General features: G+C 41.5%; 20 protein-coding genes. 3 read left to right on the top strand and 17 right to left on the bottom strand.

From position 1 onward, the window contains the following. Positions 1 to 30 precede the first annotated feature (30 nt). From murD to ACN6NB_RS07095, 10 genes are all read right to left on the bottom strand, one after another. Positions 31 to 1,377 carry a UDP-N-acetylmuramoyl-L-alanine--D-glutamate ligase gene (gene murD / locus ACN6NB_RS07140; protein WP_052196550.1) on the bottom strand — a complete coding sequence of 449 codons (1,347 nt, stop codon included), beginning with the start codon at positions 1,375 to 1,377 and terminating at the stop codon, positions 31 to 33. Between the two features lie 9 nt (positions 1,378 to 1,386). After that, complete coding sequence (gene mraY / locus ACN6NB_RS07135; RefSeq protein WP_003211854.1) at positions 1,387 to 2,361, bottom strand: phospho-N-acetylmuramoyl-pentapeptide-transferase; 975 nt, start codon at positions 2,359 to 2,361, stop codon at positions 1,387 to 1,389. Positions 2,362 to 2,496: 135 nt separating this feature from the next. After that, positions 2,497 to 3,972 carry a UDP-N-acetylmuramoyl-L-alanyl-D-glutamate--2,6-diaminopimelate ligase gene (locus ACN6NB_RS07130; protein WP_144491179.1) on the bottom strand — a complete coding sequence of 492 codons (1,476 nt, stop codon included), beginning with the start codon at positions 3,970 to 3,972 and terminating at the stop codon, positions 2,497 to 2,499. Between the two features lie 211 nt (positions 3,973 to 4,183). Then, on the bottom strand, positions 4,184 to 6,103 hold the full coding sequence (locus ACN6NB_RS07125; protein WP_039178327.1) for a stage V sporulation protein D: 1,920 nt from the start codon (positions 6,101 to 6,103) through the stop codon (positions 4,184 to 4,186). 128 nt (positions 6,104 to 6,231) lie between these two features. Next, the gene (locus ACN6NB_RS07120; RefSeq protein WP_222123947.1) at positions 6,232 to 8,382 is read right to left on the bottom strand and encodes a penicillin-binding protein; all 2,151 of its coding nucleotides are present in this window, start codon (positions 8,380 to 8,382) and stop codon (positions 6,232 to 6,234) included. Between the two features lie 7 nt (positions 8,383 to 8,389). After that, entirely contained in the window at positions 8,390 to 8,737 is a 348-nt protein-coding gene (ftsL, locus tag ACN6NB_RS07115) for a cell division protein FtsL (protein WP_039178324.1), read from the bottom strand. A gap of 37 nt (positions 8,738 to 8,774) precedes the next feature. Then, positions 8,775 to 9,707, bottom strand: coding sequence for a 16S rRNA (cytosine(1402)-N(4))-methyltransferase RsmH (rsmH, locus tag ACN6NB_RS07110; protein ID WP_024426925.1), 933 nt, complete (start codon positions 9,705 to 9,707; stop codon positions 8,775 to 8,777). Positions 9,708 to 9,773: 66 nt separating this feature from the next. Then, positions 9,774 to 10,205 (bottom strand): division/cell wall cluster transcriptional repressor MraZ, encoded by a 432-nt coding sequence (gene mraZ, locus ACN6NB_RS07105; RefSeq protein ID WP_003211163.1) that lies wholly within the window; start codon positions 10,203 to 10,205, stop codon positions 9,774 to 9,776. A 128-nt stretch (positions 10,206 to 10,333) separates the two neighbouring features. Next, the gene (bshC, locus tag ACN6NB_RS07100; RefSeq protein WP_039178321.1) at positions 10,334 to 11,953 is read right to left on the bottom strand and encodes a bacillithiol biosynthesis cysteine-adding enzyme BshC; all 1,620 of its coding nucleotides are present in this window, start codon (positions 11,951 to 11,953) and stop codon (positions 10,334 to 10,336) included. 65 nt (positions 11,954 to 12,018) lie between these two features. Beyond that, positions 12,019 to 12,927, bottom strand: a complete 909-nt coding sequence (locus ACN6NB_RS07095) for a 2-dehydropantoate 2-reductase (protein ID WP_474253283.1) — start codon at positions 12,925 to 12,927, stop codon at positions 12,019 to 12,021. Positions 12,928 to 13,128: 201 nt separating this feature from the next. On the opposite strand from ACN6NB_RS07095, the gene ACN6NB_RS07090 reads away from it, so the two are divergent. Continuing rightward, positions 13,129 to 13,608, top strand: a complete 480-nt coding sequence (locus ACN6NB_RS07090; RefSeq protein WP_007499784.1) for an N-acetyltransferase — start codon at positions 13,129 to 13,131, stop codon at positions 13,606 to 13,608. Positions 13,609 to 13,653: 45 nt separating this feature from the next. Here ACN6NB_RS07090 and gerR read toward each other — a convergent pair whose 3' ends face one another. The 3 genes from gerR to ACN6NB_RS07075 all read right to left on the bottom strand — a co-directional run bounded on the left by gerR (position 13,654) and on the right by ACN6NB_RS07075 (position 15,045). Further along, on the bottom strand, positions 13,654 to 14,193 hold the full coding sequence (gene gerR / locus ACN6NB_RS07085; RefSeq protein ID WP_039178316.1) for a sporulation-specific transcriptional regulator GerR: 540 nt from the start codon (positions 14,191 to 14,193) through the stop codon (positions 13,654 to 13,656). Between the two features lie 138 nt (positions 14,194 to 14,331). After that, positions 14,332 to 14,505 carry a 50S ribosomal protein L32 gene (rpmF, locus tag ACN6NB_RS07080; protein WP_008354700.1) on the bottom strand — a complete coding sequence of 58 codons (174 nt, stop codon included), beginning with the start codon at positions 14,503 to 14,505 and terminating at the stop codon, positions 14,332 to 14,334. A 21-nt stretch (positions 14,506 to 14,526) separates the two neighbouring features. Beyond that, a complete protein-coding gene (locus ACN6NB_RS07075) occupies positions 14,527 to 15,045 on the bottom strand; it encodes a YceD family protein (RefSeq protein WP_019743276.1) in 519 nt (172 codons plus the stop codon). Positions 15,046 to 15,251: 206 nt separating this feature from the next. Here ACN6NB_RS07075 and ACN6NB_RS07070 point away from each other — a divergent pair, with 206 nt between their 5' ends. Then, positions 15,252 to 16,496 (top strand): nucleotidyltransferase, encoded by a 1,245-nt coding sequence (locus ACN6NB_RS07070; protein ID WP_186319780.1) that lies wholly within the window; start codon positions 15,252 to 15,254, stop codon positions 16,494 to 16,496. A gap of 40 nt (positions 16,497 to 16,536) precedes the next feature. Here ACN6NB_RS07070 and ACN6NB_RS07065 read toward each other — a convergent pair whose 3' ends face one another. Next, a complete protein-coding gene (locus ACN6NB_RS07065) occupies positions 16,537 to 17,565 on the bottom strand; it encodes a SepM family pheromone-processing serine protease (RefSeq protein ID WP_144491176.1) in 1,029 nt (342 codons plus the stop codon). A 4-nt stretch (positions 17,566 to 17,569) separates the two neighbouring features. Further along, complete coding sequence (locus tag ACN6NB_RS07060) at positions 17,570 to 18,349, bottom strand: patatin-like phospholipase family protein (RefSeq protein WP_041084940.1); 780 nt, start codon at positions 18,347 to 18,349, stop codon at positions 17,570 to 17,572. Between the two features lie 148 nt (positions 18,350 to 18,497). Here ACN6NB_RS07060 and ylbJ point away from each other — a divergent pair, with 148 nt between their 5' ends. Beyond that, positions 18,498 to 19,706 (top strand): sporulation integral membrane protein YlbJ, encoded by a 1,209-nt coding sequence (gene ylbJ / locus ACN6NB_RS07055; RefSeq protein ID WP_106025212.1) that lies wholly within the window; start codon positions 18,498 to 18,500, stop codon positions 19,704 to 19,706. A 13-nt stretch (positions 19,707 to 19,719) separates the two neighbouring features. Here ylbJ and coaD read toward each other — a convergent pair whose 3' ends face one another. After that, positions 19,720 to 20,202 carry a pantetheine-phosphate adenylyltransferase gene (coaD, locus tag ACN6NB_RS07050; protein ID WP_024426917.1) on the bottom strand — a complete coding sequence of 161 codons (483 nt, stop codon included), beginning with the start codon at positions 20,200 to 20,202 and terminating at the stop codon, positions 19,720 to 19,722. 1 nt (position 20,203) lies between these two features. Then, positions 20,204 to 20,761: a 16S rRNA (guanine(966)-N(2))-methyltransferase RsmD gene (gene rsmD, locus ACN6NB_RS07045; RefSeq protein ID WP_039178303.1), complete on the bottom strand. Its 558-nt coding sequence runs from the start codon at positions 20,759 to 20,761 to the stop codon at positions 20,204 to 20,206. Positions 20,762 to 20,909 lie beyond the last annotated feature (148 nt).

The following is a 20,909-nucleotide window of genomic DNA, read 5'->3' as shown; positions in this document are numbered from 1 at the left end:
GGGCTGTCAGTCATTATGAGAGACAAGCCCTTATTTAAGCATATGCACGGCGTTTACAAACATGTCTCCACGTTCTTCAAATGTTTTATGTTGATCCCAGCTTGCACAAGCCGGGGATAATAAAATCACGTCTTCTTCTTCAGAAATGTTAAACGCCGCAGGTACTGCTTGTTCAACATTATCGACATGTTTTACGTGATGTATTCCCAGTTCTTCACCAAGCTTCACAAACTTAGGTGCCGTCTCACCAAATGTGATGATTCCTTTTACATTTTTCATAAAAGGCTTCAATTCATCAAATTCATTACCGCGATCAAGCCCGCCGGCTAGTAAAATGGTCGGCTGCTTAAAAGCTGACAATGCTTTACTTGTTGCCAGTATATTGGTGGCTTTACTATCGTTATAGAATTTTCTGCTTTGAATTGTATCTACAAACTGGAGACGATGCTTCACTCCACTAAAAGTCGTGAGAACGTGTGCGATTGCTTCATTTGAACAGCCTGTATTTTTCACGACACATATAGCTGCCAAAATATTTTCTTGGTTATGCTCACCAGGAAGAACAACATCCTTTAAATCGATGATATGTTCATTCATGTAGTAAATTGCACCATTTTTAATATAAGCACCATGTTCTACTTGCTCTTTCACCGAGAAAAATACTTTTTTTGCTTTTGAAGCTTCAGCCAGTTTTACGACTGATGGATCATCGAGGTTAATGACAGCTATGTCATCTTCAAGTTGATGTGCGTATACTTTCTGCTTTGCTTTTTCATATTCATCACGAGTGTGGTGATAGTCTAAATGGGCATCAAAAATATTTAATATTAAGCTGATTTTAGGTCTAAAATCAACTGTTCCCATCAACTGGAAAGAAGACAACTCAGTTACAATCCACTCATCGCCAGCTGCCTTTGCAGCGACTTCGCTGGCAACTGTGCCAATATTACCTGCCACTAAAGTTTTTTGACTATCGCTTTTCAGCATTTCATAAATCAAAGTCGTGGTAGTGGTTTTTCCATTTGATCCAGTAATCCCAATAAAAGGAGCTGAGGTTAAATGATAAGCTAATTCAATTTCCGTCCAAACTGGAATTTGGCGGCGAATCGCCTCTTGAACCATCACATTTTCATATGGAATTCCTGGATTTTTAATTAAAATCGTTATTTCATTATCATCGAACATACGAAGAGGATGGCTGCCACAAATGACATCAATCCCCTTTTCAGAAAGAAGCTGAGCAGGTTCATTTTCTTCAAACGGCTTTTGGTCATTTACTATGACATTTACTCCATGCTCATGAAGAATTGAAGCTGCCGCATATCCGCTTTTTGCAAGACCTAATACTAGTACATGTTCGTTTTTTAACATTTGCATCTTATTCAATTATAACCACACCTCGATGTAAATTCCTAAAACAGCAAGTAATAAACCAGCTGTCCAGAAGGTGACAACTACTCTCCACTCAGACCAGCCAACTAATTCATAGTGGTGGTGAAGCGGACTCATCTTAAAGATTCTTTTTCCAGTTGTTTTAAAGGAGATCACTTGAAGAATAACGGATAACGTTTCGACAACAAATACTCCTCCAATAATGACAAGTAAAATTTCAAGCTTTGTTAAAATGGCAATCGCTACAATCGCTCCGCCTAAAGCAAGCGACCCTGTATCGCCCATAAATACTTTTGCAGGATGCGCGTTAAACACAAGAAACCCAAGAACGGCTCCAGCAACAGCTACTGAAAAGATCGCTACATCGTACTGTGATTGATTCCAAGCCAGTATAGCAAAGGCTCCAAAGGCAATAGCAGCGGTACCAGATAATAGACCATCCAGTCCATCCGTTAAGTTCACAGCATTTGAACCCCCGACAAGCATGAAAACGACAAGGATAAAGTAAGCCCATCCTAAATCGAAGCTGACATCTGTTCCTGGAATGCGAATCGTCGTTGCAAACTGATAATAATGGAAGACTGCATAAAAAATCACTGCGATCACAATTTGACCGATTAATTTCTGTTTCGATGTTAAACCTAGGTTTCGTTTCATCGCTACTTTAATATAATCATCTAAAAATCCTAATAGACCGTAGCCAAGCGTGACAAATAACAATAAAAACATTTCTGGACTAATCTCAGAAAATTTGTTGATCATCACAATCGTCGTAATTGTGATAGAAAAGATAATCATAATTCCGCCCATTGTCGGAGTACCTGATTTCTTTTGGTGAGACTGTGGTCCTTCTTCTCTAATACTTTGACCAAATTTAAGTCTTCTTAAAAACGGAATAAAAATCGGGGATAAAAGAACACTGATTAAAAATCCCATTATGATTGTAAACAATATCACCTGTTCAAGCATCGTTCTTTACTCCTTCCGAATTTCCAAAGCCGTTTTCCATCAGAAAATTGCATTCATTATTAAGGTATTCATTCGCGTTCTTCGTATGTTGTTTTTGTACAAAATGCTTCATTTCATTACACTCTTTTCATCATTTTAAGATTTGTTTAGATCTAAAATAGCGTCCATTGCAACCTTTGCATCATCAAAATCGTACACTTGATCGCCAACGATTTGATATGTCTCATGGCCTTTACCCGCTATTAAGACTGTATCGCCTTTTTTCGCATTGGCAATTGCAAAAAAGATGGCTTGTTTGCGATTCACAAAGCTATGATAATATGCGTCTGGCACACCATTTTCCATATCCTTTAAGATAGCTGAAGGATCTTCGCTTCTTGGGTTGTCTGATGTAAATACAGGCTCATCTGCATACTTCACAGCGATTTGGGCCATTTGAGGACGCTTTGTTTTATCACGGTCGCCGCCGCAGCCTATCACACAGAAAATTTTGCCGGCTGTTAATTCTCTACACGTTGTCAGGACATTTTCTAAGCTGTCAGGTGTATGGGCGTAATCGACGATCACAGGGAAATCTTGATCACAGTTCACAAGTTCAAATCGGCCTTTGACTCCCTCCAGCTCTTCAATAGCACTTACAATCGTTTCAAATGTTAAGCCAGATACGATCCCTACTGATACAGCTGCTAGGATGTTGTACACATTAAACTTACCGATGAGGGCAACTGTCACATTTTTGGTGCCAATTGGAGTGAATAAATCAAATTGAGTTCCCTTGGGCTTGATTTGAATATTCTTTGCCATGACATCTGCTTTTTGCTCTAAGCCATATGTCATGACTTCAGCAGCTGTCACTTTTTCATAGTAACTCGAAGCATCATCATCCGCATTTAAAATCGCATGCTTTGGCTTATCGTGATGAAAGGCACTGCCCAGCTGTGAAAACAGCAAGCTTTTCGCATGTTTATATTCTTCCATTGTGTTGTGGTAGTCAAGATGGTCCTGCGAAAGGTTTGTGAAAACGGCAATATCATAATCACATCCATGTACCCTGCCAAGATGCAGTGCGTGTGATGATACTTCCATAATGGCTGTGTCTACATCTTGATCAAGCATCTGTTTAAAGGTCTTCTGAAGTGTGACACTTTCAGGTGTCGTGTTTTTCACATCGAGAATGTCATCATTCACCTTCATATACATCGTACCGATTAAGCCTGTTTTCTTTTCGGCTTTTCTCATCATTTGTTCAATCATGTGTGTTGTGGAAGTTTTTCCGTTTGTGCCTGTGATCCCGATGAGATTCAGCTTATGAGTTGGCTGTTCGTAAAACGCATCAGCTATTCTTGCAAGAGCTCTTTGAGAGTGTTTCACAATAATGACTGGTACATCTGTTATGTTAAGAGGGTGTTCTGCTACAATCGCTGCAGCCCCGCTTTTCACCGCTTTTTCAGCATAATCGTGTCCATCTACTGTATAGCCTTTTATACAGACAAAAAGGCTTCCTTTTTTCACCTCTCTAGAATCCATTTCGATGGAAGTGATATCAGGATTTTCGTTTATTAATTCGTTGTTTTCACTTTTAAAGTATGTAAGGAGTTCTTGTAATTTCATTTCATATCAAACCTCTCAAATTCGTTCACGTGCATGTCTTGCGAAAAAAACACACAGTCTATATTTTATCGTAAAAAAAAGGATACATCCAGCGTATTCCTTAAGTTTCTCTTGGAAAAAACACACTTTAGGTTCTTTTTTTCAAACAGACCTTCTCTTTCAACAAAAAGAGGCAGCCGAATGAGTGCGGCTACCCTCTGTTCATTCTTTATTATTCATCGTTTAAGTATAATCTGATGGTGGAGCCTTCTTTGACCTTCGTCCCAGCAGCAGGTGATTGCTTCACCACTTTACTGCCAGTTCCAGAAGCATCGATCTTAAGATTAATCAGGAGGGATTCAAGGTCTGAAACAGATCCCCCTACAAGATTCGGTACTTCAATCGTTTTTGTGTCCAGCCACTGGTACTTCTTTTCAATTTGTCCTTTTCTTTTTTTCACACCCATTTCAGGCAGGCTGTCCCGCATAATATGACCCACAATTGGCGCAGCAACTGTCCCGCCAAATTGAATGGTGCCTTTCGGGTTATCTACAGCCACATATACAACGATACTTGGATCATCAGCAGGCGCAAACCCGATAAACGACACAATGTGGTTATTTTCCATGTACTTGCCGTCTTTTACCTTCTGTGCTGTCCCTGTTTTTCCGCCAACACGATATCCTTCAACAAATGCATTGCGGCCAGTCCCTTGAGCGACTACACTTTCAAGCGCATATCTGATTTCTTTTGATGTTTCTGCTGAAATCACTTTCTTTTTGGCAATCGGTGATTGCTTTTTCACAACCTCTTTTGTGATTGGATCTATCCATTCTTTTGCAATGTACGGCGTGTAAAGTGTTCCGCCATTTACCGCTGCGGCTACGGCAGCTACTTGCTGTATCGGCGTAACAGATACACCTTGACCAAAGGCAGTTGTCGCCTGCTCTACAGGGCCAACCCGGTCCAGCGGGAACAATATGCCCCGCCCTTCCCCTTGAAGATCGATCCCTGTTTTTTGGCCAAACCCGAAATTTTTAATATAGGAAAATAATTTATCCTTTCCTAGACGGTCGCCTAGTTCAACAAAGCCGGGGTTACAGGAGTTTTGCACCACTTCTAAAAATGACTGTGATCCGTGCCCTCCTTTTTTCCAGCACCTAAGCCTTGCACCATCTACTGTTACAGATCCGCTGTCAAAAAAATGATCGCGTTTTAAATTGACTTTTTTCTCTTCTAGTGCTGCTGCAAGTGTAATTATTTTAAACGTCGAACCTGGCTCATATGTGCTCCACACCGGTAGATTTCGGTTAAACACTTTCGAGTCAACTGATTGATAATCCGCTGGATCAAAATCCGGTCTGCTCGACATCCCAAGCACTTCACCGTTCTTCGGATTCATCGCAATTGCAATCATGCCGTCTGGGTTATATTTTGCCTGCGCGTTGTCTAATTCCCGCTCTATGATGGTTTGTACTTTCGCATCGACAGTTAACTTCATATCAAGGCCATCTTTAGGCGGTGTATAATCATCTGCTTCATCTGGCATTTTCTGCCCTTTTGCATCGGAATAGAACTTTACAGAGCCTTTTTCACCTTTTAGGTCATCATCATAATAGGCTTCAAGTCCAAGTAACCCTTGATTATCAATTCCAGCGAAGCCAAGCACATGAGAAAGAAAACTGCCGAAGGGATAGTGTCTGATGCTGTCTTCCGCAACATAAACGCCATCTAAATCAAGCTCTCTGACTTCTTTTGCTTTTTCATGAGATACTTTTCTTCCCTCTGGAGAAATTCGTTCAATCGATGTTTTCTTTGTGACGTGCTTGTACGCTTTCTCCTCAGACATATTCAGTACTGCCGCCAGTTTCTTGCTTGTTTCTGCGGGATCTTTAATTTGACGCGGAACGACCAATATAGATGGGGCACTTTTGTTCGTCGCAAGCTCTACCCCATTTCGGTCCAAAATATCTCCCCTTTCTGGTTCGAACGGGAGGTTACGGCTCCATGAATCTTTTGCTAAGCTTGTGAGCTTCTCACCCATAATAAACTGTACATATCCTAATCTAGTATCTATGATGAAAAAAATGATCACCCCAATCAGCAGCACGAAAAGCAATCGTTTTCTCACTGTTACACTTGATACTCGCACGCCCGGTTCACTCCTTATATACATATGGCTTGTTTCCATCATATGCAGGCCCGTCCTTATGTAGAACGTCTCGTCTATCCCGCTCGGCAAAAGAAAAAACCTAGCAAGTCGTTTGCTAGGTTTTGCAATTAATTCGGGCTTTTAAATGTCACAGTGACAACTTTATCTGAAATCTCCGCTCCACTTTTCACACTTTGTTTGATAGCATATCCTTGTCCCTTTGTTTCGATATGCACACCGGAAATGGATGCATATTGAAGAACTTCTCTTCTCGACCAGCCCGTCATATCAGGCATTTTGATGGTTTTTCCTGCTGTTTTCAAGAAAACTTTCTGGCTTTCAGAGAATTCAGAGCCTGCACTTGGCCACTGTCGTTTAATGGAGAGGCCGTCGCCGATGACAACAGGCGTTAAGTTTTTGTTTTTGGCTTCTGTTTCCGCCTGCTTCACTTCTAAATCTAAGAATGAAGGCATTGTTTCTTGCTTCACTTTTTGTTCGCCTGATTTTTTATCGTCTGTTTTTGTTGGTGCAATATTTAAATATAGCAGACTATTTTTCATCACTGGGTTAAAGATTTGTGCAACTGGGGCAGAGCCAGTTTCTGTGTCAGACAGCTGCGGCTGCTGTACAGCTACATAAACGAGCAGCTTTGGATCATCTTTCGGCGCCATTCCCATAAATGAAAAGACGTAATCATTTCTTCCTTGGAGATAACCACCGGCACCACCGATTTGTCCTGTTCCTGTTTTTCCAGCAACGTCAAAGCCTTTGATTTGGTAAGGCTGACCTGTTCCAATCTTCGAGGAAACAACCTCACCTAAAATGTCACGTACTTGCTTTGCTGTATCTGAAGAAATTGGCTTTCCAGCTACTGTTGGTTCGTGCTGTAAAATCGTTTTGTTTGTGTTCGGGTCTGTAATATGATCAATGACATATGGCTTCATCATCGTTCCACCGTTTGCTATCGCTGTCGCTGCTTCGATTTGTTGAATCGGTGTAATGGCAGACGCTTGACCGTAAGCTGTCGATGCTTTGTCATATTCGTATCTGTAATTGATTTTACTAGACGCTTCGTTCGGCAAGTCAATACCTGTTTTGTCATAGAAATGGAACTTCTGCAAATATTGTTCGTAGCGCGTGAAGCCTAACTTTTCTTTTGCCAGCTTTGCAAAGGCTACGTTTGACGAACGGAGAACACCTTCATGAAAGTCAATTTTCCCCCAGCCATTTCCGTTGTTGTGGTCTCTTACAAGGCCGCCGCCTACTTTATAAGTACCAGATTGATATTTATCATTGCCTTGGTAGGCCCCTTCTTGGATTGCCGCAGCAAGTGTAAAGATTTTCATCGTTGAACCTGGTTCAAACGCATATGAAATGACATCATTGTTATAATTCGTAATGTCTAATTCATTTAAATTAAAGCTTGGCCGCTGTCCCATCGCGAGCACCTTTCCCGTTTTTGGGTCAACGACTGTAGCAATGATTTTCTTCGGTTTATATTTTTTAGCAACCTGCGTCATACTTTCTTCAAGGAACGCTTGGATTTTTTGATCGATGGTCAGCGTGACGTTTTTCCCATCCTTCGGAGCGACAATGTCTTCTTTACTATTTGGAAGAGCCCATCCGCTTCTGTCACTGTTATATGTCACATAGCCGTCTTTTTCTTTTAAAAATTTGTTCAGCGCCTTCTCAAGTCCCATCGCGCCTGACATGTCCTTTGTCGCCTCATCTAATCTTGCATAACCGATCAGATTTGAAGCAAACATGCCGTTTGGATAATATCGCTTCGTGTCTTTTTCAAATGCGATCCCTGGAAGCTTTAGCTTTTCAATTTTTTCCTTTGTTGAAAAACTGATGTCTTTCCCAGCTTTACCAAACTCAACTTGGAACGCATCTTTTGTATTCAGACGCTTTAAAATTTCGCTTTCGCTCATATCAATTACTTTTGACAGCTCTTTTGCTGTCTTTTCTTTGTCAACGACATGCATTGGGTGCTTTGGATCGACCGTCATTTTCTTGCTCATGATCGCAATCAGCTTATAGACAGATGTATCCTCGGCAATCACATTCCCATTTCTGTCTAAAATAGACCCTCTTTTGGCTTCAAGTGTTTTCTTCGATTGATATTGTTCATTTGCCTTTGCGGCTAACACTTGACCATCGACCGTTCCTGTAATCTGAATATAAATAAAACGTGCAAGGATGATAAAGAAAAACAGGGCGAAGCAAATACTCGCAATTGCCGCGCCTCTGTTCATCATTTTATTCTTTTTAGGCATCGCCATCTTAATCAACCTTCTTAACATCTTTCGAAATGCTTAAGCCTGCTTTTTTCGCAGCTTCAATGATTCTTTCTGGTTCACTCAGCAAGTCTTTTTCCTTTTGAAGCTCAGTGATCTTCTTCGATTCTAAAGATACTTGCTGCTCTAATTTCTGCACCTCGATATTGGCGTGATAGACAGCAAAGGCTTTAGAAATGATGAGAATGGAGCTGCACATAAGAGCCATGACAAACATGACAAGTAAGATTTTTTCACCAAGTGTGATAGAACCTCTTCTTTTAATAACAACCGATTGGCCTTGCTGCTCTGTTTGATATTGTTTTACTTCTCTTTGGTAAGCCAAATTACTCATAAGAAACCTCCTTTTTATCATCATCTATGGTGTCGTTTTACTTTTTTTCTGCAATTCGGAGCTTCGCTGAACGGGCACGGTTGTTATGTTCCAGCTCTTGTTCTGATGCAACGATTGGTTTTCTCGTGATCAGCTTCAGCTTTGGTTCAAGTCCTTCTGGAATCACTGGTAGTCCGTGCGGAAGTTCTGGAAGAGAAGACATTTCTTTAAATGTACTTTTACAAATCCGGTCTTCAAGTGAATGGAATGTAATGACAGAAATTCTCCCCTTCGGATTGAGTAACTCTATTGCTTGTTCTAGTGCTTCTTCAAAAACTTTCAATTCATCATTTACGGCAATTCGGATCGCTTGAAACACTCTTTTTGCTGGATGTCCGCCAGTTCGTCTTGCAGGTGCGGGAATTCCTTCTTTGATAATGTCGACAAGCTCACCTGTTGTTTCAATTGGCGCTTTTTTTCTAGCTTCTTCAATTTTGCGTGCGATTTGCTTGCTGAATTTTTCTTCCCCATATTTGTAGAAAATCCGAACTAGATCTTCAAATGGCCATTCATTCACCACTTGTTTTGCCGACAATGCGGCTGTTTGATCCATTCGCATGTCAAGAGGTGCATCATGGTGATAACTAAAGCCTCTCTCTGGTGTGTCGAGCTGAGGAGATGAAACCCCAAGATCAAAAATCACACCGTCTACGCTTGTAATGCCTTGTTCATTCAGACGTTCTTTTAAATATCGGAAGTTGCTTTTTATGAAAAGAATGTTCGCTTTAGAATCCGCGAGCTTCTCTCGTGCATGATCCAGTGCAGCATCGTCTTGGTCAAATCCAATCAATGTACCTTTTTCTGATAGTTGAGATAGTAAATATGAGCTATGACCTGCTCCGCCCAGCGTGCAGTCTACATATGTACCGTCTTCTTTGACGTTTAAACCGTCAACTGTTTCTTTTAATAATACTGTCTCATGTTGAAACATGATGTTATGGTCCCACCTTTTTCAAATAGAAATGAATGTGTAGAAAGCTTGCTGCACAAGGGATTATTATATATCAAACCCAATCATGTTTTCAGCAATTTCAGCAAAAGAATCTTCTTGCTCTTCTGTATATTGTTCCCAGATCGACTTACTCCACAACTCAATTCGATTTGAAACGCCGATGACCACACATTCTTTTTCGAGTTTTGCATATTGGAGTAGGTTTGATGCGATGTTAATGCGCCCCTGCTTGTCCAGATCGCATTCAACTGCGCCGGAGAAGAAGAACCGGGTAAACGCACGTGCATCTTTTTTCGTTAGCGGCAGTGCTTTGAGTTTCTCTTCAATTAGTTTCCACTCACTCATAGGGTAGCCAAATAAACATTGATCAAGCCCTCTCGTCAGCACAAACTGTTCTCCGAGACCGTCTCTAAATTTAGCAGGGATGATCATGCGCCCTTTTGTATCAATCGTATGTTGGTATTCACCCATGAACATGATAATCAGAGCCCCACTTTCTCACCCTTACTCTCCACTATCCACCACTTCTCTCCACAAAACTTATTTTACACTGTTTCTACATAAAAAAAAACCCTGAACTAGTCAGGGTTCATTAAAACTTTATTTCAAAGTTTGACAATTTGCTGCTTGTTTTGAAATGAAAATGGCAGATTTTTGAACGTTTTGAAGAATTCTGGACCATATTTGTTTAAAAAGTACATGATATTCCAAATTCTTTCTTGCGGGGCATCTAGTGGTTTTAAGCTGTTTTCAATCCGTTCAAAATCCCGAAGGATATATCCTTCCTTCTCTTCCACACGCTGCGCCACCTTTTGATAAACAAATTGAAGCTGGTCTTCGATAAATTTGGCATTTTTATCTAGCAGCTGCTCGAAGTTTGGTTCAACCTCCAGTGCTTCTTGCCTCAATACACCGTGAACTTTCGCTAATTCACGTTTCGCATGATCAACGGCTTGAACAAAGCTGTCTGGAAGGCTTTGCTCAAAGTGAGCCTCTTTCTTTTCTTTTACTCCGCTTGTGAGCACTTCTTCTACAGAAAGTTCTCTAGCCGGCAGCTTCTTATCGATGTGCCTTTCAAGAATGGTCACGTGCAGTCTTGGAAGAACAGGTGCCATCTTCAATTTAAAATGCTCAAAGATTCCTTTCAGCTCCCCCCAATAGTTGACTTCACCGTGTCCTGCCATAAAAGCAAGTGTCGGAAGAAGGGTTTCCTGCATTAAGGGGCGCGTCACCACATTGTTGCTGAACCGTTCTGGGTGCTCCTCAATTTCCTGCAAAATCTCTTCTTTCGTCCATGTAAGCCCCACTTCTGATATAGAAAACTGGCCGTTTTCTTTTTCAATAAGGAAACGCTCCTCATCATATTCGTAAAACAGGTTCGCCTGATTGTCAACAGCTTCAATGATCGGCTGATATCCCGCTCGTTTCATGGCAGCCTGCGTTTCATTCAAACGAGCTGTGACCGCATCATTTGTCTCGACAATGTGCTTGAACAACGTACGCTCAAGTGGTTTAACGCCTAAGTCTCCTGAATTAAATAGAAGAAGTCCATCTTCTTCAAAAAGGTCGCATACAATCCATTCAAAGAAATCAGTAAACGTTTGTGATTTGCGTAAACATCGAAGAAGCTGATCAAGCAAGTCATTTGTATATGCAGATTCCTCATACGTTGAAAACACGTCACGTAGCCATTTCTCTGTTTTTTCTTGATGTAGCGGTGTTCTTTTTGCAGCAGTTTTTTTAACGTTATGTAATGGCAGCTTTTGCTTGACTGGACCTTTGTCGCCAGATGTGTAGACAAAATTAATTTCATCTACGTCATGATCCTCACCTGCTACCCAAAAGACTGGAATCACAGGAACGCCAAGCGCTGATTCTTTTTCTTTTGCGAACTGAATAATGGATATGATTTTATGTATGGTATAAAGCGGTCCTGAAAGTAGGCCTGCCTGCTGCCCTCCAACCACCATGACACTCCGCTTGTCACGGATCTTTTCAATGTTCTGACGCATCGCTGCCGATTCAAACTTTGCATGGTATGCGCTCATATAATCTGCTAAAGCCTCGCGCGGGAAGCTCATTTCCATGAGATCGTCGTATCTCTTTTTCCATGTGTGCTCAGAATGTATATCATAATCAAAAAAAGCAGTCATCTCTTTTTTTTCTTCTATATAATCACGTATGAATAAATTCTGACTTCGGATGGAAAGTTCAGTCAATTGCATGTTTAGAACTTCCTTTCTTCAATAAATAGTTAGTTTCCCGAAAAAAGTATAGCATGTAAATGAGCTCACTCAAAAGATTTTGTTTGCTTTTTTTCCAATACTTCCAAGCTTCGATTGAAGAAAGTAAGATGTGGCGCCAGAATCTCTTGAGCTTGAGCCTTTTTTAAAAGATAGCCAACGATGGCTTTTCTTTCGGTTTCACGGCCTTTGACGATATCTTGAAGCATCGACGATTGATTGGCGGCCGTTTTCTTACAAATTGAAACGACGTGTGACCAGAGCTGCTCTTTTTCAGCCAGACCTAAAATGGACAATGCTTCTTCAAATGCACATTTCATCATGTATTCATATGAAGGATTTGCAATCAATTCCCCATTTTTCACATGCAATAAAGCCGTGAGCGGGTTAATGCATACATTGACTAGCAGTTTTTCCTCCAGCACTTTTTTCCATTCATCCGTATAAATCATCTGAAAATGAGCCGGCGTTTCATTAAAAGCATTTCTCACATCAGCTGCATCCTCAGGATGAAAAGCCCCCCACTTGATGACACCAATCCCTGTATGGTTTACCGAATGATCTGATACCTTCATCGCCCCGTGCTCTACGACACCTATATATATTGTATGCGCCGTTTTCCAGTTTTCTAAATCTAATAAGTGGGCCATGCCATTTTGTAAAAATAAGATTCGCTGACGAGGTAATGTCGATAGGTCATCAAGCACCTCTTGCAAATGATGATATTTCACCGTCACAATCAGCAGATCAAATCCTCCTGTAATTTCTGCCCTTGCCTCGGCAGACGACCAGAATGTCTCTCCTTTTACCGTTCGTTTAATTCCTGATGTTCGAATCTCCTCTGCCTGTTCTTTTCTTCTTGTCAAAACAGTGATGTCATGATGCTGTGATAAATAACTAGCACAAAGCAGACCAATCGCACCGCCGCCAATGATTCCAATGTTCAACTGCCGCACTTCCCTTTTTCTGTTTACTTCATCATATCAACCATTTTAACAGTTTCATGCCGCGATGCAAAAAGCAGATGGCGCGCCGCGATTGAATTTTTTTAATTTAAAAACTATAATAATAAGTGTAAAAACTTTTTGAGGCGGATGGGATGAAAACGCCTTCAACGACATCACTGTCAACATTATGTGTGTAAGGGGGAAGATCATATGACACAAGTAAAGCGACTTCTAATCAATTACAAAACTTTAGAGGAATTTAAACAATTTAAGGAATATGGCATACAAGAACTATCCATGCTTGAAGACCTTGAAAGTAATATGATAGAAAATGACAGCAACTCTCCATTTTACGGGATTTATTTTGGAGATAAGCTGGTTGCACGTATGAGCCTTTATCAAGTGGACGGCTCGACGACAACGTATTTTGACCACAATCATGATTATTTAGAGCTATGGAAGCTGGAAGTGCTTCCTGGGTATCAGCGTAAAGGGTACGGCGAGGCACTTGTTGATTTCGCCAAATCTTTCGGGTTGCCTATCCGAACCAATCCACGCGTCAAATCTGCCGGTTTTTGGGATAAAATGGGCTTTGAAGCGGTGAAATATGATATGGAACGCGACAAAGGTGAAAATCCACTCATCTGGGAGCCCGCCCATATTCAAAAGAATACAGGTGAATCCGCTTAATACTGATGGCAAAACGCCCCTCCTTTCTCTGTGAGGGGCGTTTTCTTATTTAGCATATTCTTTTAAGTTGATATTCTGTTTGACTCTTTCAACAATCCCAATGAGTGCCCGGTAATCTTCTTCTGTCATTTTTAATTGTCGCTTCAAGTGTTCATTTTCTTCCGTGAGCGACTTCAGTTGATGCTGTGCATCCGCTAGTTCTTCACGTAAATAAGCAGAGCCAGCAGGTTCTTTTTCAAGCTGCTCTAAAAACTGAATCACTTCTCGCAAGGTTAATTCAGTCTGATCTGAAGATGTCTTCTCTTCTATCGTTAACGTATTTTGCGGTAAACCTGAGGAATGGATCCCAATCTTTTTACGCAGTTCTTTTCGCTGTTTTTTCGCCAGCTCAATGCCTGCCTGATATTGTTTTCTGACGTATGAGTTCCATCTGAATCCACATGCTGCAGCTGTTCTTGACAATGCTTTCCCGACTTCCTCAAATGCGGAAAGCTGCGTTCCTCCATCTCGAATGTGCCTTAAGACGACTTCCGCTAAAAGTAAATCTTCATCTTGTGTCCATGCATCCTGCCTTGTAATCGTCAATTGATCATCCCCCCTGAATCTGAATACCACATCATATGCGCTTACTAGAGTAGATAGACTATTTGCAGGAGAGAAACCTAAAAAATAGACAAATAAAAAAACGCAAGGGAAGATTCCCTTACGCTTTTTTATCAAGCATTAGTTGCTTTTTACGTCTTTGCCTTTGTATGTTCCGCAAGATTTGCAGACACGATGAGAAATTTTCATTTCACCGCATTCTGGGCAAGCTACCATACCAGGTACTTGTAGTTTGAAATGCGTACGACGCAATCTTTTTTTCATTTTAGAAGTTCTTCTAAAAGGTACAGCCATTATTCCCACCTCCTTAAAGAGTTAAGATTCATTATTTTCTTCTAAGAGCTTCTTCAAGCCTTCCAGACGCGGATCAATTCGGTTTTGATGTGCATCTTCCGAAATGACCGCCCAGTCGTTCCCTTCCTGTGGTGCAGCACCTTTTACGTCTGTTTGGTCGCAAAAGATTTGCATCGGCACTTCAAGAAGAATTTCTTCCTTGACTATAGGCGTTAAGTCGATGATATCGTCTTCTACAACAGATACGTCTTCATCTTCTATATCGTCTGTCTTATGAAGTACAAATAGTTCTTTCGTTGAAATCGCAAATGGATAATTTACATCAACAAGCGTTCTTGAACAAGGCAATGTCATTTCACCTGTGATGGTTAAATCAAATGCGACTTGCTTTGATTCGATCACTCCAGTCCCTTTCACCTCTACTGGTGAAATGCGACGTATATCTGAATGAAGGCTAGTAAGTTCATTTAAGTCAACCGTCTCATGAAAATCGAAGCTGTTTTTAGCTTTTTGATGTAACTGATAAACTGTCCATTTCAATTGTATCACCTCTAAGAGCAACAAACATGATTATAGCTTTCATCATGCTATTTGTCAATATTTTTTCTTTACAGTCCTTTGTGATGTCAGAGCGTTGTTTGACATCAGTTCACGGAATGCCTACACTGAAAAAAATGGGCTTCATTTTTCCCTTATGCTACTGTAGCATAGACCATTTAACCATAGCAAGAAAGGCGGAACATCTATTGAAAGCAACAGGAGTTGTTGTCGAGTACAATCCATTTCATTATGGACATGCCTATCATGTTCGTCAGGCGAAAACACATACCTCCTCAGATGTAGCCATTGCCGTCATGAGCGGTTCCTTCCTCCAGCGCGGAGAGCCTGCCATCGTCTCCAAATGGACACGTACTAAAATGGCATTACAAAACGGTGTAGACATCGTATGTGAGCTTCCATACATCTATGCAGTGCAAAAGGCAGAAACCTTTGCAAACGGCGCTGTGTCCATTTTAGACGCTTTAAAATGCCGCTCCCTTTTTTTCGGAAGCGAGGATGGAGATATCAAAGCATTTGAACGAACAGCTCACGCTTGGCATGAGAAAAAAGAAGAAATTGATTTTTTCACAAAAGCAAAGGTCAAAGAAGGGCTTAGTTATCCAGCTGCCTCTGCCGCTGCGTTTCAAGAGATCATTGATCCTAAACACTTACTGGATCTGTCTAAGCCCAATAACATTTTAGGCTTCCATTATGTCAAAGCGATCTTAGAGAGATCTCCTCACATAGAGCCCTTTACCTCTCAAAGAATTGCATCAGGTTATCATGATCAAGAGCTTCCTAAACATCAGAAAATCGCAAGCGCAACAAGCATCCGAAAAGCGTTAAAAGAGAATGGGTCATTTGAAACTGTCGCCTCTTATCTTCCGGAAGCTTCGCTTAAGCAATTACATGACTATTATTCTTCTTATGATCTTTTACATACACAAGAAGACTATTTCAGCTTCTTAAAACATGTGTTTCACACAATGGATACAGCAGAATTAGAAGGCATCTATGAAATTGAAGAAGGCATCGAACACCGCATGCAAAAGGCGATCACGCATGCGTCCTCCTACGAGGAATATCTATCACTTTTGAAAACAAAACGATATACGTGGACAAGGCTGCAGCGGATGAATACGCACCTTTTAATGAGGGTAAAGAAAACTGTGATGCATGAGCTGCTAAACGAGAAACACACGCCATACATTCGTTTACTTGGTATGTCAAAGAAAGGACAGCAATACTTATCACTTGTCAAAAAAGAATTGGACGTACCGCTCATCAGCAAGCTGTCTTCCTTTTCACACCCTGCCCTTGATCTTGACATTCGTGCTTCCCGCGTCTTCAGCCTTCCCATCAGCGAACCAATGCAAACAAAGTTAACAGAAGCAGAATTTAAAACCTCACCGATCCGCTATGATGAAGAGACTGGTCTCTTCCAATCTTGATAAAAAGAGCAGCCTTTGATGAAGGCTGCTCTTTTTTTAGTTAAGATGCTTTCTCTTTTAACTTGTTTAAATAGTTCAGTGCGTCCTGCATTGTGTCCACAGGAACGATTTTCATATCACTTTTAATATCTTTCGCTGTTTTCACTGCATTTTTGTAGTCTGAGTTTGGATCACCTTTATCGTTTGGTGCAAAGAAGATATCTTTTCCTGCTTTATCTGCTGCAACGACCTTTTGAGCAATGCCGCCAATTGGCCCGACCGTGCCATCTGCGTCAATCGTTCCGGTCCCTGCAATCGCATAGCCATGAGTTTCGTCTTCCTTTGTTAGCTGGTTATAAATTTCAAGTGACATCATTAAACCTGCCGACGGGCCGCCGATATTTTCAATATCGACCTTAATGGAAGGCGAGACTTTCACATTTCGATCTGTAAATAATGATACGCCAATCCCGACTCGATTCGGCTCTTCTTTAAAAGGTTTTAACTTCACTTGCTGCGTGATATCCTTGCCGTTTCGTTCAAGGACAAAACGGACAGATGTACCTGCTTTTTGACGACTGATATACGACACCATTTTATCAGCTGAGTCATACGTCTTGCCATCAACGCTTTTAATCCGGTCACCCACTTCAATTTTGCCGTAAGCAGGCATGCCTTTCATGACGTAGCTCGCATATACCCCATTAAACGTATAATCTACTTTTTTACCTGCTTTTGTATACGCTGCAATCATGGCATTTTCTTGAGAGCTTTTCATTAGCTGAAGCTGTCTTTTCATATAATCTTCATCCGACTCTCCGTCCGCTTTAATATTTTCTTCTGGGACGATTTCGTCATATTTATTCATTTTCGCAAGCAAATACGTATACGGATTGGCTGGACCTACTTTAATTGTCATAAGAGAGAAGCTGCCCTTCTCACCGTATCCACCGTCCACTTGAATGTGAGGGGCAATCTCTGTTGCATCACCCGGCTTTGTCACGTAATACGGCAGTTTGACAAAAGTTAAGCCAAATAAGACAAGAACAACGACAAAAAAGCTGAGCCAGCGAATATTCAATTTTTTCATTCGATTAACACTCCCATTTATCAATGACATCTTTCAGTTTACCTGTTAATTGGTCTGCGGCGAGCTCCCCAGCTTCAATCATCTCCTGAACCTGTGTGAACGAACTAGAGCTAAATGTTTCAAGCCTCGGCCGAATCATGAGATCTGCATGAATGGTTTGATGACGGACCAATTCATTTTGAAGGATGTCCAAACTTTGCATAATCACATCCGATAATCTCGTCGCCTTTTCTGTTTTTTTCACCCTTGATACATCAGAGGCGATGATAAGGTCTGCGCCCATTTCTTTTAACACAGACACAGGAATGCGGTCAACAACCGCTCCATCCACTAGCTGTCTGCCGCCCATTTCGTGAGGAACAAACACGCCTGGAATGCTGATGCTTGCTCTAACTGCTTGTGAGACAGATCCTTCTTTAAACACAACCTTTTCCCCTGTTTCGAGGTCACAGGCGACCACCGCAAGGGGCATTCTTAATTCTTCGAATGTTTTCCCATATGTAAACGTGTGAATCAGCTGCAAAATTCGATTTCCTTTTAAAAGACCGATTTTTGGCAGTGTATAGTCAGCATAATACTTTCTTCTGAAGACAAGTGCAAGTTTTTTCATTTTTTCTACGTCTTGTCCTGCCGCATAAAAGCTCCCAACAAGTGCGCCAATACTGCTTCCTGCGATCATATCTACCTGTATCCCTTGCTTCTCAAGACTAGACAAAACCCCGATATGCGCCATTCCCCTCGCACCCCCGGAGCCTAGTGCAAGCCCGATGATCGGTCGCTTCATGAAAATCCACCCTCCTCTTTCTATGCATATATACGAATCTATAGGTCTAAACATGCCCCTACTGCTCGTATAGTAATAGAAGACAGGCTCGGCAAATTTCTTATCACGAGCTCGCCAATAGATCATAACGGCAAGGGGCGAAATCTCCATGAAAAAATGGAACACTCTGTTCATCGCTGCTTTTTTTATTTTTTTAACAGCCACTGTGATTACACACCCACAAGCCTCTTTGCAAGCGTCGAAAAATGGACTTGCAATGTGGTGGGAGGTTGTGTTTCCATCATTGCTTCCTTTTTTTATTTTGTCCGAGCTATTAATTAGTTTTGGGATTGTCAGATTTGTCGGAGTATTATTAGAGCCATTTATGCGCCCCATCTTCCGGGTGCCAGGTGTAGGCGGATTTGTCCTAGCAATGGGAATGGCTTCAGGGTTTCCTTCCGGTGCGAAATTAACGACAAGATTGAGGCAGGAAAGGCAGCTGACGCGGATCGAAGCAGAGCGTCTCGTTTCCTTTACAAATTCATCGAATCCATTGTTTATTTTCGGTGCGGTGGCTGTTGGTTTTTTTCATCACCCTGCTCTAGGCATTGTATTGGCAAGCGCACATTATTTAGGGAACCTTGCTGTTGGTGTGACGATGCGGGGATATAAAGCGAGGCATGATGCGCATCTAAGAAGCCGTAAGAAATTTTTATTCCCGCCGTTTAAAGAGGCATTCAATGCTCTTCATACAGCAAGACTCGCAGAGAAAAGACCGCTCGGCCAAATTTTAAGTGATGCAGTCATGTCATCAGTCCAAACACTCTTTATGATTGGCGGCTTTATTATCTTATTTTCTGTGTTTAGCAAAATGCTGTCAGTTGTCCATGTGACAGACCTTTTATCCATAGGGCTCGGATATATGCTGCAAACGATGCATCTTCCGCCAGAATTAGACCTTGCCATGATTGCCGGTTTATTTGAAATCACATTAGGAAGCCAGATGACGGGGGCACAGGAAGTCACCCTTCTCGCTAAAACCATTGTGGTCAGCTTTATTTTAGGATTCAGCGGGTTTTCTGTTCAAGCCCAAGTCGCGGGCATTCTAGCGGCAACCGATATCCGCTTTAAACCATTTTTCTTCGCCCGTTTGCTTCACGGGATTTATGCAGCTGTTTTTGCCTTTTTATTATTCAAGCCTCTTTATGTCTCTCGATCAGACATCGCTCTCCCGGCGGGTGCCTTTGATGCAGGCCAGCAGGTCGTCATGTTCAGCAGCGTGCTTTGGAATCAGCTTGTGACAGCTGGTCCTTTGATCACACTTTGCAGCTTGATTGTGTATATCGCGCTCTACTATCGGAAATTAAAAAATGGATGAGTGCTGGGTGCACTCATCCATTAAATTTTTCCTTCAGCGCTGCCTCTACCTCTTTTGGTACAAGATCTTTGACTGCCCCATGATATTTCGCTACTTCTTTGACAATGCTGGAGCTTAAGAAGGAATATTGATTGTTGGTCATCATAAAAAACGTTTCAATTTCATCGTCTAACACTTTGTTCATTGAGGTGCCTTGCATCTCATACTCAAAGTCCGTCACAGCCCTTAGTCCGCGTAAAATGACTTTGGCTTCTTTTTGCTTCGCATAATCAACGAGAAGGCCGTGAAAGGATTCAACTTTGATATTTGGCAGCTCCTTCGTCGCTTGGCGAATAAGCTCACACCGTTCTTCAACAGTAAATAACGGTTTTTTAGATGAATTATTTAATACACATACATACACTTCATCAAAAATCTTTGCACCTCTTTTGATGATATCCAAATGCCCCAATGTGACTGGATCGAAGCTGCCCGGACAAACGGCTATGTTCCCCATATTAATTTCCCCGCTTTCTATAGATCGTAATACCAGTCAATCCGTACAGTTCCTGTCTTGTGATGTGAAGTTGTCCTGCTTCTTCTGGCAGCTTCACATCTTTATCGTGCTCACACACGATCACGCCGTCATCTGTTAACAAGGCGTGCTCGTCAATCATTTCAAGAAGTGCTTTTAGCTGTTGATCTTTATAGGGCGGATCAAGGAAGATGGCTTGAAAGGATTCCTCTCGTTTCACAACAGCTGCGAGTGCACGCTTTGCTTCATTTCGAAACACTTCACTTTGATCCATTAGCGACAATTGATTCAGGTTGCCTTTAATCGTCTGAATCGCCTTCATATCTCGATCAACAAATATGCAATGATCGAATCCTCTAGAAAGCGCTTCAATTCCTAAACCACCGCTTCCTGCAAATAAATCAAGAGCCCATCCACCATCGAAATACGGGCCGATCATATTAAATATCGATTCTTTTACTTTATCTGTCGTCGGTCTTGTTGATTGACCTGGTACCGCTTTAAGTGTGCGGCCTTTTCTCGTTCCAGAGATGACTCTCATTTTTCCACCACTTTTTCTGCTTGCTTCTATTGGTCATTGTTGATGACAAAAAATTCAACATTATCTTACCACATCACTCCTCAAGGAACAATGCGCGGATTTTCATTCATTTTCTATGTATAGATCAAGAAATCCGGGGTCATACTAC

Source organism: Bacillus sp. 11B20 (assembly GCF_056098985.1).
This window is presented reverse-complemented; position numbering and strand designations above follow the sequence as displayed.

Coding starts and splice junctions, on each gene's coding strand:
- murD (WP_052196550.1), bottom strand. CDS start 1,377: ATGCAAATGTTAAAAAACGAACATGTACTAGTATTAGGTCTTGCAAAA.
- mraY (WP_003211854.1), bottom strand. CDS start 2,361: ATGCTTGAACAGGTGATATTGTTTACAATCATAATGGGATTTTTAATC.
- ACN6NB_RS07130 (WP_144491179.1), bottom strand. CDS start 3,972: ATGAAATTACAAGAACTCCTTACATACTTTAAAAGTGAAAACAACGAA.
- ACN6NB_RS07120 (WP_222123947.1), bottom strand. CDS start 8,382: ATGCCTAAAAAGAATAAAATGATGAACAGAGGCGCGGCAATTGCGAGT.
- ftsL (WP_039178324.1), bottom strand. CDS start 8,737: ATGAGTAATTTGGCTTACCAAAGAGAAGTAAAACAATATCAAACAGAG.
- rsmH (WP_024426925.1), bottom strand. CDS start 9,707: ATGTTTCAACATGAGACAGTATTATTAAAAGAAACAGTTGACGGTTTA.
- mraZ (WP_003211163.1), bottom strand. CDS start 10,205: ATGTTCATGGGTGAATACCAACATACGATTGATACAAAAGGGCGCATG.
- bshC (WP_039178321.1), bottom strand. CDS start 11,953: ATGCAATTGACTGAACTTTCCATCCGAAGTCAGAATTTATTCATACGT.
- ACN6NB_RS07090 (WP_007499784.1), top strand. CDS start 13,129: ATGACACAAGTAAAGCGACTTCTAATCAATTACAAAACTTTAGAGGAA.
- rpmF (WP_008354700.1), bottom strand. CDS start 14,505: ATGGCTGTACCTTTTAGAAGAACTTCTAAAATGAAAAAAAGATTGCGT.
- ACN6NB_RS07065 (WP_144491176.1), bottom strand. CDS start 17,565: ATGAAAAAATTGAATATTCGCTGGCTCAGCTTTTTTGTCGTTGTTCTT.
- ACN6NB_RS07060 (WP_041084940.1), bottom strand. CDS start 18,349: ATGAAGCGACCGATCATCGGGCTTGCACTAGGCTCCGGGGGTGCGAGG.
- ylbJ (WP_106025212.1), top strand. CDS start 18,498: ATGAAAAAATGGAACACTCTGTTCATCGCTGCTTTTTTTATTTTTTTA.
- coaD (WP_024426917.1), bottom strand. CDS start 20,202: ATGGGGAACATAGCCGTTTGTCCGGGCAGCTTCGATCCAGTCACATTG.
- rsmD (WP_039178303.1), bottom strand. CDS start 20,761: ATGAGAGTCATCTCTGGAACGAGAAAAGGCCGCACACTTAAAGCGGTA.